The following is a 16,160-nucleotide window of genomic DNA, read 5'->3' as shown; positions in this document are numbered from 1 at the left end:
CTGGCACCTGGCGCCAGCTCTCCTCGCTGGTCTCCACCGGCCCGCCGGGCTCGGTGATGCCGACGTTGTTGTGCAGGATGTCGATGCGGCCATGGGCGGCGAGTGTCCGTTCGACCGCCGCCGCGACCTCCGGCCCTTTCGTCACGTCGGCGGTGACGGCCAGCGCCGCGAAGCCTTCCGCGGCGATCAGGGCGGCGGTCTCCTCCGCGGCCTCCGCCACTTTGTCCACGGCGACCACGCGGGCGCCCTCGCGGGCGTAGGCGACCGCCGTCGCCTTGCCGTTGCCCCAGCCGGGGGCGGAGGAACCGGCACCGAATACCAGGGCGACTTTACCGGCCAGACGTCCGGCCTTCGCTTCGCTCATGATGTGCGCCTCACTCGTAACCCAGCGTGTGGGGGATCCACAGGGCGAGCTGCGGCAGGGCGGCGACCAGGGCGAGCGCCACGAGCATCGCGATGATCAGCCAGCCGACCCAGCGCACCGTCGCCTCCATGGTGGTTCCGGCGATCTTGCAGGTGACCATCAGATTAACGGCCATCGGCGGCGTGAACTGGCCGATGGCCAGCTTCATGGTCAGGATCACCCCGAACCACACCAGATCCCAATGGAAGTGGTTGGCGATGGGCACCAGGATCGGCAGCAGGATCAGGAAGGTGGACACCCCGTCCAGGAACATCCCGATCACCACCAGCACCCCGATCAGCAACGCCAGCACGCCGTATTCGCCGATTCCCAGCGCCAGGATGCCCCGCGCCACCGGGTCGATGATGCCGAGCGTCGCGGTCGCCCAGGCGAAGACGCCGGCCAGCGCCACCACCGTCAGGATCACCCCCGACACCTCCGCCGCCTCGACCAGCAGGCCGTAGAGGTCGCGCAGGGTCAGGGTGCGGTAGACGAAGAATCCGACGAACAGGCCGTAGGCCGCGGCGACCACCGCCGCCTCGGTCGGGGTGAACAGCCCGCCGCGCAGGCCGCCGAGGATGACCACCGGCGCCATCAGCTCCCACACCGCCTCGCGGAAGGCGGGCCAGAACGGCGGGCGCGTCTCGCCTTCCCGCGCGACCTCGCCGAAGCCGTGGCGACGCGACAGCCAGACCGCCGGCACGATCAGCGCCAGCCCGGCCAGAATACCCGGCACGATCCCGGCGGCGAACAGGGCCGGAACCGACGCCTGCGGCACCAGGATGCTGTAGACGATGAAGGCAATGGACGGCGGGATCAGAATGTCGGTCGCCGCCGCGGCCCCGATGACGCTGGCCGTGAAGGCGCGGGGATAGCCCTCCTTCAGCATGGCCGCGGTCATCACGGCACCGACCGCGGCGGAGGTCGCCGGGCCGGAACCGGAGATGCCGCCCATGAACATCGCGACGACGATGGCGACCGCCGGCAGCGCCCCCTGCCGCTTGCCGACCACCGCCAGCGCGAAGGCGACCAAACGCGCCGCCACCCCCGACCGTTCGAAGATCAGCCCGGTCAGGACGAACATCGGAATGGCGAGCAGCGGGTACTTCGCCACCCCGGTGTAGACCGTGGTGGACAGCGACAGGAAGCCCGATCCCTCCAGCGCGATCGCAACCGCTCCGGCGAACGCCAGCCCCGCCCCGATGGGCACGCCGAGGAACAAAAGCAGGAAGAAGCCGGCGAACAGCAACAGTGGGATCATGGCTCGCCGGCCCCCGCCCGCAGGATCTCCGGCCGCCGCACCACCCGCACCGCCCGACCGAGCGCCCGCAGGGTGACCACCGCCGACAGCAGCGGAAGCCACAGCGTGTAGAGCCATTGCGGCACGCCGAGACCGGGCGAGGAAATCTCGAACCGGTACTCGTCGATGGTCATCAACGTGCCCAGCACGACCAGCGCGCCGAACACCAGCGCCGTGACGCCGAGCGCCAGCAGCTCCGCCCGCAGCCGCCCGCGCGGCCCGAACCGGTCGATCAGGAAGCCGATGCGGATGTGATGGTCGCGCGCCACCGCCACCGAGGCGCCCAGCAGGGTCATCGCCACCATCAGGACGATGGCGTATTCCTCCGTGAAGGCCAGCGAGACGTTGGTGGTGTAGCGCGTCACCACATTGGCGAAGGTGATCAGCCCCATCACCGCGATGGCGGCGGCGGCCAGCGCCTCCTCGACCGCCAGGGGAACGCGGGGCATGTCGGGAGCGGGAGCGGAGGTTGACGTGGGTTCGGCCATGGCGGTTCTCAGCGGCTCTTCGCCACGGCCTCCTCGGCCTTGCGCACGAGGTCGGCGCCGACCGTCTGCGTCCATTTCTCGTAGACCGGGCGGGTCGCCTTGCGGAAGGCCTCCACGTCGGTCTGCTCCGTCGTCACCACCTGCACCCCGTGGGAGGCCAGAGCGGTCAGGGCGGAGCGGTCCTCGGCGGTCAGTCCCTGGCGTGACAGGGCGGTGAACTCGGCGGCGGCCTGCAACGCTGCCTCGCGGACGAGCGCGCGGTCCTCCGGCGTCCAGCTCTCCCACACCTCCTTGTTGGCGATGAACAGCCCGGCGTCGGCGATGTAGTTCCACAGCGTCAGATACTTCTGGTTCAGGCCGTAGAGCTTGGCGGCGAGGAACAGGCTGACCGGATTCTCCTGCCCGTCCACGGCGCCGGTGGACAGGGCGGGTTGCAGGTCGGCGAAGGTCATCTGGGTCGGGTTGGCGCCCAGCGCGATGAAAATGTCGTTGAAGATGGGCGAGCCAACGACGCGGACCTTCAGCCCCTTCAGGTCGTCCGGCGTGCGCACCGGCTTCTTCGAATTGGACAGGGCGCGGAAGCCGTTCTCACCCACGGCCAGCGGCACGACCTGCTTGGACTCCAGGATGCCGAACAGGGCCTTGCCCGGCTCGCCCTGGGCCACCGCGTCGAACGCCTTGCTGTCCGGGAACAGGAAGGGCAGCGAGAAGAGGTTGGCCTCCTTCACCGTCGGCGACAGGTTGATGGTGGAGTTCACCAGCAGGTCGATGGAGCCCTGGCGCAGCCCGGTGAACTCCCGCGTGTTGTCGCCGCCGACGAGGCTTGAGCCGGGATAGACCTTCACGGTGATGCGGCCCTTGGTCTTCTCGGTGACCAGATCGGCCCAGCGGTAGGCCCCCTCCGCGATGGGGATGGGGCGGCTGCCGACCACCGACAGCTTGTATTCGCTCTTGTACTCGGCCGCTTCAGCGGGCGCGGAGAGGACGGCCAGCGCGCCGAACAGGGTCAGCGCGGCGGCCAGCAGGGGGCGCGTTCTCGTCAGCATGAACAGGAACTCCGAAGAGGGGAATGGGGTCAGGAGCGCCAGGAGACCAGACCGGCGGCCGCGGCGGCGACCGCCGGGGCGGTGATCCGGCTGGCCGGCTCCAGCGCCGGGGAATAGGGGACGGGGATGCGCGGGGCGCCCAGCCGGCGCACCGGCGCCTTCAGCGCGCCGAACAGAGCGTCGGCCACGGTGGCGGCGATCTCCGCGCCGAAGCCCGCCACCTCGACCGCCTCGTGCACCACCAGAAGCCGCCCGGTGCGGGCGACGGACTCGAGCACCGCCCCGCGGTCCCACGGCCACAGGCTGCGCAGGTCGAGGATGTCGAGCGATACACCCTGCGTCTCGGCCACGGCGGCGGCCTCTTCGGCGATGCGGACGCCGCCGGACCAGGTGACGACGGTCACGTCGCGACCCTCGCGCACGCGGCGGGCGACGCCGATCGGCACCTCCCACTCGCCGTCCAGCGGTACCTCGCCCTCCGCGGACCACAGGTCCTTGTGCTCCAGATGGACCACCGGGTCGTCGGAACGGATGGCGGCGCGCAGCAGCCCGTAATTGTCGGCGGGGGTCGCCGGGGCCAGCACGACGAGGCCAGGGATATGGACGTACCAGGATTCCAGCGACTGCGAATGCTGGGCGGCGGAGTTGCTCCACAGCCCGACCGGCTGGCGCACCACCAGCGGCACGCGGGCCTGCCCGCCGAACATGTAGCGCGCCTTGGCCGCCTGATTAACCAGCTCGTCCACCGCGCAGAGCGCGAAGTCGGAGAAGCGCATCTCCACCACCGGACGGGTGCCGAGCAGGGCGGCGCCAACCGCACCGCCCATGATGGCGGCCTCGGAGATCGGCGTGTCGACGACGCGGCTCGGCCCGAATTCGGCCTGCAGCCCCTGGTACTGGCCGAACACGCCGCCCCGGCCGATGTCCTCGCCGAGCGTCCAGACGGCGGGGTCGGCGGCCAGCTCGTGGGCAAGGGCGAGGCGCGCCGCCTCGCGGTAGGTCAGGCGGCTCATTGCGGCGCTCCGATGTCCTGTACGTCGGTGAAGGCGGTGCGGAGGTCCGGCCAGGGGCTGTCCAGAGCCGTGGCGAGGGCGGCGGCCAGCGCCTCGCGCTCGTGGCGCTCGACACGCTCCAGCACGTCCGGCGTCACGCCGAGTTCGGCCAGCGTGGCGGCGGCGCGGCGGATCGGGTCGTTGCTGGCAAGCTGCGCCTGCACCTCCGCCGCGTCGCGGTAGGTGGCCGGATCGCTGGAGGTGTGGCCGCGGAAACGGTAGGTGCGGGCATGCAGGAACTGCGGCCCGCCGCCGTCGCGGACGGCGCGGACGAGGACCGCCGCCACCACGTCCACCGCCGCGAGGTCGTTGCCGTCCACCACGGTGACCGGGATGCCCAGGCTTTCCGCCCGAGAGCCGGGGCCGCCGCCCGCCGACACGCTGCCGGTACGGGTGGTGGCGCCATAGCCATTGTCCTCGCAGACGAACAGCACCGGCAGCCGGAAGGCGGCGGCCCAGTTCAGCGCCTCCAGGAAGGGGCCGCGGTTGGTGGCGCCGTCGCCGAAGAAGCAGACGGCGATACGGTCCTCGCCCTTCAGCGCGATGGCGTGGGCGGCGCCGACCGCGATGGGCAGCCCGGCGGCCACGACACCGTTGGCACCCAGCATGCCAACCGCGAAGTCGGCGATGTGCATCGATCCGCCCTTGCCGCCGCAGGTGCCTCCCGCGCGCCCGCACAGCTCGCGGAACATGGCCAGCGGGTCGGCGCCCTTGGCGATGGTGTGGCCGTGGCCGCGGTGCGTGCTGGTCAGCACGTCATCCTTGCGCAGATTTGCCCCGACCGCGGCGGCGATGGCCTCCTGCCCGATGGACAGATGGATGTAGCTCGCCACCTGCCCAGCCTTGTGGGCCTCGTCGGCCAACGTTTCGAAGAGGCGAATCCGCTGCATCGTGGCGTACAGCCCCAGGAGCCGCTCTGCATCGGGTGCAGCGGCGTCCGAGAGCGAACTCGGTAGTGCCATGGGATTTCCGTGCCTTGATTATCTATTTTCATACTAGGTAAATTGAGTTTATTCACACCCGCACATGAATTTCCAGAAGATTTTTGGGGAAAATCCATGGCCCCGCCCATGAATATGTAAAATATGGGCAAGCGGGTTCCACGGCCTGGGCTCCGCCCTTAGCCTTCTCCGTGCGAAAGGACCAGAAACAGCCGGGCCTCCACATCGTCGGCGTTGCGGCACTGGTAGGTCCGTTCCGCCTCGAACAGGACGGCGTCGCCGGCCGCGAGACGGTGCGATCCCTTGCCGACGCACAGTTCCACGGCCCCCTCCGCCACCACCAGATTGATGCTGGCGCCGGAGGAGACGCCACCGCCGGTTTCGCAGCCCCCCGGCCGCAGGCGGATTTCAAGGAAGTCGGTCCCCCGCCCCTCCCCCGGCGGCGCGAGGGACCGCGATCGCACCAACCCGTCCGGCGAGATGAAGCTGCGCGCCTGATCCTCCCGCATCAGAAGTACATCGCTCCGCCCGTCCAGCCGGGTCAGCGCCGTCAGCGTCACGTCCAGGGCGCGGGCGATCTTCCACAGCACGGTGATGGTGGGGGCGCTCCGTCCCAGTTCGATCTGTCCGAGCATCGCCCGGCTGACGCCGGACAGTCGGGCCAACCGCTCCAGAGACAGGCCCTGGCGCGTGCGCAACCGTCTCAGATTGCGGCCGAGAGCGGCGGGGATCGCCGATTCCGGTGTGCTGGACGCGCAGTCGTCGTTCGCGGCGCTCACGGCTCGTTCCCTCATTGCGCAGGATAGTCCCTGCGGAAAAGGGAGAATAACGCGGATTGCCTACTAATTAAATAGATTTAACACTATCTGACCGCGCCGCCCTCATATACAACAGAATCCATTCGTGCTTACTACGGGGCGAATGCCCCATCTGTGAATTGCGGTTCGTGGAAATCTTGCAGGTCGTATGAGGGTTCCAGCCAATTGCCCAAAAGACTCGCGGAGATAACAGGACGGTCCGCAGGCGAAAACGATGATGGTCGCCCGCATTATCTATGTATAAAATAGGAAATTAACATCCAGACCCCCCTGCGATCCGTCGAAACTCCTTTCGTCGCGTCTTCGCCCAATCGAACGGAGGCTTGTCTGTTATAGCGGACCAATCGACAGCCGCGCCGCTACCAATGCTTGAGGCTGCAGCGAAAGCCATGCATGGTCATATCCACCTTCGGCGGGCCGGCGCCATCCCATAGGCCGTTTCGCCGAGCCGGGCTTTCCGCTCCCGCCCATCGACCTTTCATTCCCGCGTCCGCAAACCGCCGATTCCCCGGAGGCGGTGCATGGCGCCGGCTGCCGTTTTCCTCCCGCCGCCTTTCTCAAGGAGCCGATTTCATGTCCGAAGACACCGAGCTGCGCCGAACATTGAACGAGCAGGCGGCCCGCCAGCTCGCCAACGCCACGAAGACACGGGCGCAGTGGTCGGGCATAACGCCGCGCTGGCTGGTGTCCTTCCTGCCCTGGACCCCGGTGGAGGCCGGCATCTACCGCCTGAACCGGGTCGTCGATCCCCAGGGGCAGGTGCGGACCGAGGTGGAGTGCAGCCCGCGCAACGACGCCGATCTGCCGGAAACCTTCGTCCCCTACGACGAGAACCCGCGGGAATATTCGCTGAACGCGGTCACCACCGTTCTCGACGTGCAGACCCGCGTCTCCGACCTCTACAGCCATCCGATCGACCAGATTCAGGAGCAGCTGCGCCTGCTGATTGAAAAGGTGAAGGAGCGCCAGGAGAGCGAGCTGATCAACAACGCCGAGTACGGCCTGCTGACCAACGCCGCCCCCGGTCAGCGCATCAAGACGCGCAAGGGCCAGCCCACCCCCGACGATCTGGACGAGCTGATCGCCAAGGTGTGGAAGGAGCCGGCCTTCTTCCTGGCCCACCCGCGCGCCATCGCCGCCTTCGGGCGCGAATGCACCCGCCGCGGCGTTCCGCCGCCCACGGTCACCCTGCACGGCTCACCCTTCCTGACTTGGCGCGGTCTGCCGCTGATCCCCAGCGACAAGCTGCACGTCACGCCCGAAGGCCGCACCAGCATCCTCCTGCTGCGCACCGGCGAGGCGAAGCAGGGCGTGATCGGCCTGTTCCAGCCCGGCGTCCCCGGCGAGGTGGCGCCCAGCCTGTCGGTGCGCTTCATGGGGATCAACCGCAAGGCCATCGCCTCGTACCTGATCTCGCTCTACTGCTCGGCCGCGATCCTGACCGAGGATGCCATCGGCGTGCTGGAGGATGTCCATGTCGGCAACTATTATGACTACGCCTGACGCCGCCGCCCCGACCCCGCCGCCACCGGCGGCGGGGTTCGGCGGGCCGGAGGCGGGATTGCCGGACATCGCTCTGATCGGGCGTCTCGCGAACCAGTTCTTCCAGGCCCTTCCCTCCGGCCCGGCGCCCGCCGTGGCCCCGCCGTCCGGGCTGTCGGCGGCGCAGGCGCCGGGACCGCTGCCCGCAGCGCCGCAGCCGGGTCCTGCGGCCAACCCGTCCTTCTCCCCCGCCCCTTCGCTCCGGCCCACGGCGCCCGCCGTGCCGCCGGCGACCGGCGACGGCGGGCTGGGGTCGATCCTGCATTCGCTGGGCGGCGCCCTGTCGCTGGTGCCACCGTTGCCGGGCACCGCCACGGTTCCCTCCACGCCGGTCGCGGGCGCTTCGCCCCTGCCCTCCGGCGCGCCCTATTTCCTCGACGGCGGGCGCGACGCGGCGGTCGGTCACGGCGCCGCCCCACCCCCTGCCACTCTGCCCTCCGCCGCCCCTTCCGCCGTTCCCGCGGCCCCTGGCCTTCTGGTGGAGGTCGGCACCCTGTCGGTGCAGTTGCGCGCCGAGCAGGTGCCGGATCTGCCGCTGCCCGCCAGCCCAGCCTTCGACCCGCGCGCCGCGCGCCGCGACTTCCCGATCCTGAACCAGACGGTACACGGCAAGCCGCTGATCTGGCTGGACAACGCGGCCACCACGCAGAAGCCGCAGGCGGTGATCGACCGGCTCGCCCGCTTCTACGCGGAGGAGAACTCCAACATCCACCGCGCCGCCCACGCTCTGGCCGCCCGCGCCACCGACGCCTATGAGGAGGCGCGCGAGAAGGCCCGCCGCTTCGTCGGGGCCGCCGACACGGACGAAATCGTCTTCGCCCGCGGCGCGACCGAGGCGATCAACCTCGTCGCCAAGGCGTGGGGCCGCCAGCACATCCGCGAGGGCGACGAGATCGTCGTCACCTGGCTGGAGCATCACGCCAACATCGTGCCGTGGCAGCAGCTTTGCGCCGAGACCGGGGCGCGGCTGCGGGTGGTTCCGGTGGACGAGGACGGCCAGATCCGGCTGGACGAGTACGCCCGGCTGCTGAACCCGCGCACCCGCCTGGTGTCACTCACGTTGGTGTCCAACGCGCTCGGCACCGTGACCCCGGCGGCGGAGATGGTGGCGATGGCGCGCTCCGCCGGGGCGGTCACGCTGGTGGACGGGGCGCAGGCCGTGTCCCACATGCCGGTGAACGTGCAGGCGCTGGGCTGCGACTTCTTCGTGCTGTCCGGCCACAAGATGTTCGGTCCGACCGGCATCGGCCTGCTCTACGGCCGGCAAGAGGTTCTGGAAGGCATGCGGCCCTGGCAGGGCGGCGGCAACATGATCGCCGACGTGACCTTCGAGAAGACCGTCTACCAGCCCGCCCCGATGCGGTTCGAGGCCGGAACCGGCAACATCGCCGACGCGGTGGGGCTAGGTGCGGCCATCGACTATCTCGAGCGCATCGACATGCCGGTCATCGCCGCCTACGAGCACTCCCTGCTGGAGTACGCCACCGCCGGCCTGTCGACCGTTCCCGGCCTGCGGCTGATCGGCACGGCGCGCGAGAAGGCCGGCGTCCTCTCCTTCGTTCTCGACGGCTGCCGGACGGAGGAGGTGGGCCGGGCGCTGGACCGGGAAGGCATTGCGGTGCGCTCCGGCCATCATTGCGCGCAGCCGATCCTGCGGCGCTTCGGGGTGGAGAGCACGGTGCGTCCGTCGCTGGCCTTCTACAACACCTGCGAGGACCTCGACGCGCTGACCGCCGCCCTGCACCGCATCCGCCACACGCTGGTCCGGCGCGGCCACTGACCGGAAGGAAACGCCCCATGGGCCGCATCGTCACCCCCGCCCGCTTCGCCCAGGCCCCCGCCAACCACGCTGGATTCGAGACCGACGCCGACCGGGAACGGGCGGCCCTGTGGGCGCGTCTGCGCGCCGAGGCGGAGGCCGCGGCGGACGGCGATCCGCTGCTGCGCAGCTTCATCCACATCGCCGTGCTGTCGCACGACGGCTTCGCCTCCGCGCTCGGCGGGCATCTGGCGCGCAAGCTGGGCGACTGGTACATCCCGGCCGAGCGTCTGGCCGACATCACCGAGCAGGCCCATGCCGGCGATCCCGGCATCGTCGCGGCGGCGGTTGCCGACCTGACGGCCATCGTGACCCGCGATCCGGCCGCGGACGGCCTTCTGACGCCCTTCCTCTACTTCAAGGGATTCCACGCGCTGCAATGGCACCGCGCCGCCCACTGGCTGTGGGCGTAGGGGCGCCGCGACCTCGCCCATTTCCTGCAAAGCCGGGTGTCGGAGGTGTTCGCGGTGGACATCCATCCCGCCGTCTCCATCGGGCGCGGCGTGCTGATCGACCATGGGACGGGTGTGGTGATCGGCGAGACCGCCGTGGTCGGCGACGACGTGTCGATCCTCCAGGGCGTCACGCTGGGCGGCACCGGCAAGGAGCATGGCGACCGCCATCCGAAGGTGCGCGACGGCGTGCTTCTGGCCGCCGGGGCCAAGGTGCTGGGCAACATCGAGGTGGGGCGCCACGCCAAGGTCGGCGCCGGCAGCGTCGTTCTGAAACCGGTGCCGCCCAGCGCCACGGTGGCCGGCGTTCCCGCCCGCGTCGTCGGCTGGTCCACCTCCGGTCAGGCCCCGGCGGTGGAAATGGACATGAGCCTGCCCGAACCCGAATACACGATCTGACGGGGCTATTCGGGCGGAGGCTGGTCGCGGCCGTGGCGCAGCCCCGTCAGAGCCTCGGCGACGGTCAGCGCATGAGGAACAATTTCCGACGCGCCGACCACCTCGCCAAGGCTGCCGCGGGTCGGCGGCCCGACGACGAACAGGCCGGGAACCGGTCGGCCACCGGCGTCGAGCGCCCGGCCGCGCTCATCGACCTCGACACCCGAACCGAGCCGGTCCGGCCGGATCAGTCCCTGGGCGGCCAAGCTGGCCAGCAGCGCGTTGCGGCCGAAGGAGGCGCCGTGCCCGGCACCGGTGCAATTCACCAGGGCATCGTAGCTCCGCCCGACCAGACCATCCCCGCCGCGCGGCCGGTGGACGACCCACAACCCGTCGCCACCCGAGGCGTCTTCCCCGGCGCTCGCCGCGACCAGCCGGCCGGCCAGCACGGCGAGGCGCCCAGCCGCCTGCGCTTCCTCCACCAGACGGGCGACCTGCGGGGCCGCCTGGAAGCGGTGAACGTCCCACCAGACCCAAAGATGGCGCTGGAAGCGCCGCCGCTCGTCGAGCGGCAGAGCGGACCACAGGACTCCGTTCTGGAGACGCACGCTTTCCAGCACGTCGGTCCAGGGCCGCCCCGCCCGCTGGGCGGCGGCGACCGCGGCGCGCACGCGCAGCAGCAGGTCGCGGACGCGGGTGGGCGGATCGGCGGTGAAGTCGGTCCAGGACGTGGCCTGGGCCGGGCGCGGGCGCGGTACCAGCCCGTGGCGCGACAGGGCGGTCAGCGGTCTGCGATGGCCGCGGCCGAGCAGCGTCGCCACCACGTCCCCCATGGTCAGGCCGGTGCCGACGATGAGCACCCGGTCGTCCCGCGCAACGCCGTCGAGGGCGCCCGGCGCCCAGGGATCGGCGATGACCCGCGGGTGTCCGCCCAGCGCCGCCAGCACGCCCGGCAGTTCGGGGGGCGGGTTTCCGGTGCACAGGACGAGCGCGTCGGCCTCCGTCGCCGTGCCGCCGGCCATCTCCACCACGAACCCCGTTCCGTGGGACGTCCCACGGCGATGGGCGGCGACCGCCCGGTCGCGGCGGTGGGTCACCCGCACCGATCCGGGTGCGGCGAACAGCGACCGCAGCCGTTCGTCGAGGTAGCGCCCGAATTCCGACCGCGCGGGGTAGTGAAGCCCCTCCGACCAGCCCGCCGGATCGGCCTCCAGCACGCCGCGCTCCAGGCACCAGCGATGGAAATCCTCCTCCGCGCCCTCCTCCCCTGTCCGGCCGGTCGCCGCCACCATGCGCACGGAGGGCACGTTCACCCGGTGGCGCGGGTCCCCGCCGGGGGCGTAGGTCAGGCCGGCGCCGAGCGACGGCCGCGGGTCCACAAGGTCCACCACGGCGGAAAAGCCGCCCGCGGCACCCGCGCGCACCAGCCCGGCCGCCACGCCGCTGCCCGAGACGCCGGCACCGACGATGACGATCCGCAAGGGTTCCGGCCCGCTCATACCCCCTCGCGATGGACGATCCGCCCGCCGGCGATGGTCAGGCGGCAGCGCAGGTCGCGCAGCCGGTCCGGGTCGATGGCGGTGGGGTCCTCCGACAGCACGGCGAGGTCGGCGGCGAAGCCGGCGCGCAGCGGCCCCTTCCAACCCTCGTCGAAGGTCAGGGCGGCGCCCGCCACGGTGAACAGGCGCAGGGCCGTCTTGGCGTCCAGCCGCTGGTCGGGACCGATCACCCGGCCGCTGGTCCGTTCGCGCCGGTTGCAGACCGTCCACAGGGTGAAGAAGGGGTCGTACGGGATGTTGTCGGTGGCGATGGCGGTCGGGATGCCCAGCCGCAGCAGATGGGCGTGCGGCACCACCAGATCGCCACCGTCCGGCTCGTCCAGATAGGCGGCCCCGCCCTTCCACAGGAAATAAGTCGGGATCGTCGTCACCAGCACGTCGAGCCGCTTCAGCGCCTCCAGGTCGGCCAGCCGGGCGCGGCCGATGTGCTCGATCACCCAACGCCGCCCGGACAGCCTGTGGCGTTCGTTCACCGCTTCGAGCACCGGCACCACCTCGTGCAGCTTGTCGCTGACGATGGTGTGCAGGCGCAGGTCGTGCTCGGCGGCCAGGAGGCAGGCCTCGCGGAAGTCGGCCGGTGTCAGCGCCTGTTCGACGAAGCCCGACCAGCCGGTGTCGGGCAGGTTGGCGCGGGCGCAGCAGGCCACCGCCGGATCGCCGCCATAGGCGATGTGGACACCCGACAGCCTCAGCCAGGGATCGCCCAGCCCGGCGCCGCGGGCGTGGGCCAGCCAGTCGCGCATGGCGCGCCGCGCCTCGGCGATGTCGGCCCAGCTTGGGCTGACCACCAGCCCGACCCGCACCGTCAGCTCCCCCAGCTCCCACAGGCGGCGGTAGACCGAGATGGTCTGCGGCGCCGAGCCGTGCCCCTCGTAAACGCTGGTGGTGCCTTGGGCGTTGTAGAGCCGCTGCGACCGCCGCACCCCTTCCAGCCGTTCGGCGAAGCCGAAGCGGGGAACGGCCGGCAGCAGGTCGAACTCGACGGTCGGGCGGCTGTTGCGCTCGACGATGACTCCGGTCGGCTCGCCGTCGGCGTCCTTCAGGATCTCGACGCCGGAACAGGTCGGTACGGTCGCCGCGGTGATGCCGTTCAGCGCCAGCGCCCGGCTGTTCAGGACGCTGTGCCCCGGCGGCTTGCCCCAGTTGCCGAACAGGCCGGGGATGTAGACGGGATGATCCGGCGCGGCGCGGTCCAGCTCGTGCCGGTCCGGCGGCCGCCCTTCCGCAAGGCTGGCGGCACCGTCGAAGAAGAAGGGCGGCGTGCCGATCGGCATGGTGACGATCCACTGGCCGGGCGGCGTCTCCGCCGCCGCCGCCCGCACCCGCTCCAGGATGTCGCCAACGCTGCACGCGCCGGCCAGCGAGGGGCGCAGGCGCTTCAGCCCCTCACGCTCCATATGGGCGTGGGCGTCGTTGAAGCCGGGGATCAGCGTCGCCCCGCCGAGGTCGATCACCTCGGTCGATGCGGTGGCGAGCCCGGCCACCTCCTCCCCGCCGACGGCGAGGATGCGGTCGCCGGCCAGCGCCACCGCGCTGGCGCGCGGCCTTGCCGGATCGAAGGTGATGGTCCGCGCGTTGCGCAGGATCAGGGTCGGTTCGCTCATCGGCAGCCCTCAGGAGGCGGTGGTGTACCAGGGGAACAGGCGGCGGATCAGCGCCACGAACAGGCGGTCGGCGATGAAGCCGAAGGTGCCGAGCAGCACCAGCCCGATCAGCATGATGTCGACGCGGAACATCTGGTGGCCGGTGGACATCATGTAGGCGATGCCCTCCCGCGCGCCCGACAGCTCGGCGGCGACCAGCAGGATCAGCGAGACGGCAATGCCCTGGCGCAAGCCGGCCAGGATCATCGGCAGCGCCGCCGGCAACACCACCAGCAGCAGCGTCGCCAGCCGTCCCGCCCCCAGACAGGCGGCGGAGCGCAGATAGGCCGCCGGCACATCGCGCACGCCGATGAAGGTGGTGATCCAGATCGGGAAGAAGCTGCCCCAGGCGACCAGCGCCACCTTCGACCCCTCCCCGATGCCGAACCACAGCACCGACAGCGGCACCAGCGCGATGGAGGGGACGGAGCGGAATCCGTGCAGGATCGGCTCGCTGACATGGTGCAGCAGGCCGATGCGCGCGGTCAGCAGCCCGGCGGTCACGCCGGTCGCCGTCGCGATGGCGAAGCCGAGCGCCGCCCGGCGCAGGCTGACCAGGATGTTGGCCGGAATCTCGCCGGACAGCAGCATCGGGACGAAGGTGTCGAACACCACCGACGGCGGCGGCAGCAGCACCGGGTTGACCCAGGTGCCGAGCCGCGGCACCGCCTCCCAGACCGCCAGGAACAGCAGGATGCCCGTCACGTTCAGCAGGGCGCGCAGCCACGCCGCCCGACGCCGGCCGCGGCGGTGGGCACGGCGGAACTCTTCGGCGAAGGCGGCGCCGTCGGACGGCGTCTCCGCTACCGAGCCCCGGGGGGTGGCGCGGCGATTGCCGATCATGCCTTCCGTCGTCGCGGTCACGCGGCCCTCCGTTCGCCGTCGGTCTCGCCGGCTTTCCGGCTGCCGCGGGCCAGCGCCGCGGCGATGCGGGCGTATTCCCGGCCGAAGTCCGCCGACCCGCGGTCGCGCGGATAGGGCAGATCGACCGTCAGATCCTCGCGGATGACGCCCGGCCCGGCCCCCATCACCACCACCCGCTGGGCGAGGAAGACCGCCTCGTCGATGTTGTGGGTGACGAACAGGACCGACACCCCGGTTTCCCGCCACAGCCGCAGCAGGTCCTCCTGCAGGGTGGTGCGGGTCATGGCGTCGACGGCGGCGAAGGGCTCGTCCATCAGCACCACCTCCGGCTCCACCACCAGGGCGCGGGCGACGGCGACGCGCTGGCGCATGCCGCCCGACAGCTCGTGCGGGTAGCGGTCGGCGGCGTGGCGCAGCCCGACCCGGTCCAGCGCCTCCAGCGCCCGGCGGCGCCGGATGGGGGCGGAGACGCGCTGCATGCGCAGGCCGAACTCGACGTTCTGCCGTGCGGTCATCCAGGCGAACAGGGCGTATTCCTGGAACACCACGCCGCGCTCCGGCCCCGGCCCGGCCAGCGGCCGGCCGCGGAAGCGCACGTCCCCCGAAGTCGGCGTCAGGAAACCGGCGAGCAGGTGGATCAGCGTAGACTTGCCGCAGCCGGACGGGCCGATCAGGCAGACGAACTCGCCGGCCTCCACCGTCAGCGACACGTCGCGCAGCGCCCAGACCGGCGACCCGTCGCGGGCCGCGTAGATCTGCGACACGCGGTCGAAAGCGATCAGCGGCCCGCTCATGTGAGGGTGACCCGGTCGGGCGCCACCGCCTTCAGCGGCGAGTCGACGATCAGGCCGCGGAACAGGGCGCGCAGGTCGCCGGCCGGGCGCTTGGCGAGGCCGGCGGCGATGGCCCATTCCGCTTCCGCCACCAGATCGTCGAGGAAGCGGTCGTCGAAGGCGATCTTGAAGGTGAATTCGGACGTCGCCTCCAGGATCTCCTTGGACGGGGTGTGGATGCGCCGCGCGATCAGGTCGGCCCAGCCGCCGTCGGCGTGAATCCGCCGTTCCGCCGCCTGCAGCGCCTTGATGGCGCCGGCGACCAGCTCCGGCTTCTCCTTCACCACCTTCTCCGTGGTCAGCAGGAGCTGATGGCTCTGGAAGAACCTCTCCAGCCCGTCCTGGGTCATCACCGCGGTCTTGCCGCCCGACTGGCGCTCCGCCACCACGGCGGACTGGCTGCTCCAGGCGAAGCCGTCGATGTCGCCGCGCACCAGGGCGGAGGTCATGTTGTTCGGGGTGAGGTCGACGACCTCGACATCGCTCTGCGCCAGCCCGGCGAACTCCAGATACTTCGCCAGCATGTACTGCCCGGACGTGCCGACGCGGGTGGCGATCCGGCGGCCCTTCAGGCTGGCCGGCTTGGCCGGATCGATGCCGGCGTCCTTGCGCACGACGATCTTCATGTCGCGCGAATAGCGGCTGTAATTCACCAGGATCAGCGGGCGCAGCCCCTGCAGCACCGCGAACACCACCGGCGTGTCGGTCGAGGCGGAGAAATCGGCGGAGCCGGCGAGCAGCGCCTGCATCGAATCGCGCCCGCTCTCGAACTCCATGGTGTTGATGTCGAAGCCAGCCTCGGCCCAGGTGCCGGCGGCCTCGGCGACGAAGGGCACCGCCCAGGTGTAGCCGGTGCTGCCGTAGGCCAGCGTCGCCTTGGCCGCCGCTGCGCGCGCGGGGCCGGCCCACAGCGGTGCGGCGGCGAATGCGCCGGCAGTCACGGCGCCGGCGGTCACCGCCGCGCCCGCCAGCAGGCGGCGACGGCTGAGGCGTACAGCGGATGGATCGAACACAGTCATGAT

General features: G+C 71.0%; 13 protein-coding genes and 2 pseudogenes. 3 read left to right on the top strand and 12 right to left on the bottom strand.

What is annotated here, in order from left to right:
- Positions 1-10 precede the first annotated feature (10 nt).
- The 7 genes and pseudogenes from H1Q64_RS26245 to H1Q64_RS26215 form a co-directional block, all read right to left on the bottom strand.
- Positions 11-364, bottom strand: a pseudogene (locus H1Q64_RS26245) (SDR family NAD(P)-dependent oxidoreductase); the annotation flags it as partial.
- Between the two features lie 10 nt (positions 365-374).
- Positions 375-1,664: a TRAP transporter large permease gene (locus H1Q64_RS26240; RefSeq protein ID WP_237906787.1), complete on the bottom strand. Its 1,290-nt coding sequence runs from the start codon at positions 1,662-1,664 to the stop codon at positions 375-377.
- On the bottom strand, positions 1,661-2,191 hold the full coding sequence (locus H1Q64_RS26235) for a TRAP transporter small permease (RefSeq protein ID WP_237906786.1): 531 nt from the start codon (positions 2,189-2,191) through the stop codon (positions 1,661-1,663). Before H1Q64_RS26235 ends, H1Q64_RS26240 begins: the two co-directional genes overlap by 4 nt.
- An 8-nt stretch (positions 2,192-2,199) precedes the next feature.
- Positions 2,200-3,237 (bottom strand): DctP family TRAP transporter solute-binding subunit, encoded by a 1,038-nt coding sequence (locus H1Q64_RS26230; protein WP_237906785.1) that lies wholly within the window; start codon positions 3,235-3,237, stop codon positions 2,200-2,202.
- Between the two features lie 29 nt (positions 3,238-3,266).
- Positions 3,267-4,250: an alpha-ketoacid dehydrogenase subunit beta gene (locus H1Q64_RS26225; RefSeq protein WP_237906784.1), complete on the bottom strand. Its 984-nt coding sequence runs from the start codon at positions 4,248-4,250 to the stop codon at positions 3,267-3,269.
- Entirely contained in the window at positions 4,247-5,251 is a 1,005-nt protein-coding gene (locus tag H1Q64_RS26220; RefSeq protein WP_237906783.1) for a thiamine pyrophosphate-dependent dehydrogenase E1 component subunit alpha, read from the bottom strand. Before H1Q64_RS26220 ends, H1Q64_RS26225 begins: the two co-directional genes overlap by 4 nt.
- A gap of 158 nt (positions 5,252-5,409) precedes the next feature.
- The gene (locus tag H1Q64_RS26215; protein ID WP_051658531.1) at positions 5,410-6,009 is read right to left on the bottom strand and encodes a helix-turn-helix domain-containing protein; all 600 of its coding nucleotides are present in this window, start codon (positions 6,007-6,009) and stop codon (positions 5,410-5,412) included.
- A gap of 612 nt (positions 6,010-6,621) precedes the next feature.
- On the opposite strand from H1Q64_RS26215, the gene H1Q64_RS26210 reads away from it, so the two are divergent.
- The 3 genes and pseudogenes from H1Q64_RS26210 to cysE all read left to right on the top strand — a co-directional run bounded on the left by H1Q64_RS26210 (position 6,622) and on the right by cysE (position 10,260).
- Complete coding sequence (locus H1Q64_RS26210) at positions 6,622-7,551, top strand: family 2A encapsulin nanocompartment shell protein (protein WP_014242416.1); 930 nt, start codon at positions 6,622-6,624, stop codon at positions 7,549-7,551.
- Positions 7,538-9,370 carry a family 2A encapsulin nanocompartment cargo protein cysteine desulfurase gene (locus H1Q64_RS26205; RefSeq protein ID WP_237906782.1) on the top strand — a complete coding sequence of 611 codons (1,833 nt, stop codon included), beginning with the start codon at positions 7,538-7,540 and terminating at the stop codon, positions 9,368-9,370. Before H1Q64_RS26210 ends, H1Q64_RS26205 begins: the two co-directional genes overlap by 14 nt.
- A 17-nt stretch (positions 9,371-9,387) precedes the next feature.
- A pseudogene (cysE, locus tag H1Q64_RS26200) lies at positions 9,388-10,260 on the top strand (serine O-acetyltransferase).
- A gap of 5 nt (positions 10,261-10,265) precedes the next feature.
- Here the strand turns inward: cysE and H1Q64_RS26195 are convergent.
- The 5 genes from H1Q64_RS26195 to H1Q64_RS26175 are packed head-to-tail and all read right to left on the bottom strand — an operon-like array spanning position 10,266 to position 16,157.
- Complete coding sequence (locus H1Q64_RS26195) at positions 10,266-11,738, bottom strand: FAD/NAD(P)-binding protein (protein ID WP_237906781.1); 1,473 nt, start codon at positions 11,736-11,738, stop codon at positions 10,266-10,268.
- Positions 11,735-13,402 (bottom strand): amidohydrolase, encoded by a 1,668-nt coding sequence (locus tag H1Q64_RS26190; RefSeq protein WP_237906780.1) that lies wholly within the window; start codon positions 13,400-13,402, stop codon positions 11,735-11,737. The genes H1Q64_RS26195 and H1Q64_RS26190 overlap by 4 nt, the downstream gene beginning before the upstream one ends.
- A 9-nt stretch (positions 13,403-13,411) precedes the next feature.
- Complete coding sequence (locus H1Q64_RS26185) at positions 13,412-14,305, bottom strand: ABC transporter permease (protein ID WP_237906779.1); 894 nt, start codon at positions 14,303-14,305, stop codon at positions 13,412-13,414.
- Positions 14,302-15,099 (bottom strand): ABC transporter ATP-binding protein, encoded by a 798-nt coding sequence (locus H1Q64_RS26180; protein ID WP_237906778.1) that lies wholly within the window; start codon positions 15,097-15,099, stop codon positions 14,302-14,304. The genes H1Q64_RS26185 and H1Q64_RS26180 overlap by 4 nt, the downstream gene beginning before the upstream one ends.
- Positions 15,096-16,157 (bottom strand): ABC transporter substrate-binding protein, encoded by a 1,062-nt coding sequence (locus H1Q64_RS26175; RefSeq protein WP_237906777.1) that lies wholly within the window; start codon positions 16,155-16,157, stop codon positions 15,096-15,098. The genes H1Q64_RS26180 and H1Q64_RS26175 overlap by 4 nt, the downstream gene beginning before the upstream one ends.
- Positions 16,158-16,160: the final 3 nt, after the last annotated feature.

The sequence above is a fragment of the Azospirillum brasilense genome (genome assembly GCF_022023855.1).
GTDB lineage: Bacteria > Pseudomonadota > Alphaproteobacteria > Azospirillales > Azospirillaceae > Azospirillum > Azospirillum brasilense_F.
The sequence above is the reverse complement of the archived record's forward strand: the minus strand, read 5'-3'. Positions and strand labels throughout refer to the sequence as shown.

What these genes read in the sequence shown, in the direction of transcription:
- H1Q64_RS26240 (WP_237906787.1), bottom strand. Translation starts at nt 1,664, where the DNA reads ATGATCCCACTGTTGCTGTTCGCCGGCTTCTTCCTGCTTTTGTTCCTC.
- H1Q64_RS26235 (WP_237906786.1), bottom strand. Translation starts at nt 2,191, where the DNA reads ATGGCCGAACCCACGTCAACCTCCGCTCCCGCTCCCGACATGCCCCGC.
- H1Q64_RS26230 (WP_237906785.1), bottom strand. Translation starts at nt 3,237, where the DNA reads ATGCTGACGAGAACGCGCCCCCTGCTGGCCGCCGCGCTGACCCTGTTC.
- H1Q64_RS26225 (WP_237906784.1), bottom strand. Translation starts at nt 4,250, where the DNA reads ATGAGCCGCCTGACCTACCGCGAGGCGGCGCGCCTCGCCCTTGCCCAC.
- H1Q64_RS26220 (WP_237906783.1), bottom strand. Translation starts at nt 5,251, where the DNA reads ATGGCACTACCGAGTTCGCTCTCGGACGCCGCTGCACCCGATGCAGAG.
- H1Q64_RS26210 (WP_014242416.1), top strand. Translation starts at nt 6,622, where the DNA reads ATGTCCGAAGACACCGAGCTGCGCCGAACATTGAACGAGCAGGCGGCC.
- H1Q64_RS26205 (WP_237906782.1), top strand. Translation starts at nt 7,538, where the DNA reads ATGACTACGCCTGACGCCGCCGCCCCGACCCCGCCGCCACCGGCGGCG.
- H1Q64_RS26195 (WP_237906781.1), bottom strand. Translation starts at nt 11,738, where the DNA reads ATGAGCGGGCCGGAACCCTTGCGGATCGTCATCGTCGGTGCCGGCGTC.
- H1Q64_RS26190 (WP_237906780.1), bottom strand. Translation starts at nt 13,402, where the DNA reads ATGAGCGAACCGACCCTGATCCTGCGCAACGCGCGGACCATCACCTTC.
- H1Q64_RS26180 (WP_237906778.1), bottom strand. Translation starts at nt 15,099, where the DNA reads ATGAGCGGGCCGCTGATCGCTTTCGACCGCGTGTCGCAGATCTACGCG.
- H1Q64_RS26175 (WP_237906777.1), bottom strand. Translation starts at nt 16,157, where the DNA reads ATGACTGTGTTCGATCCATCCGCTGTACGCCTCAGCCGTCGCCGCCTG.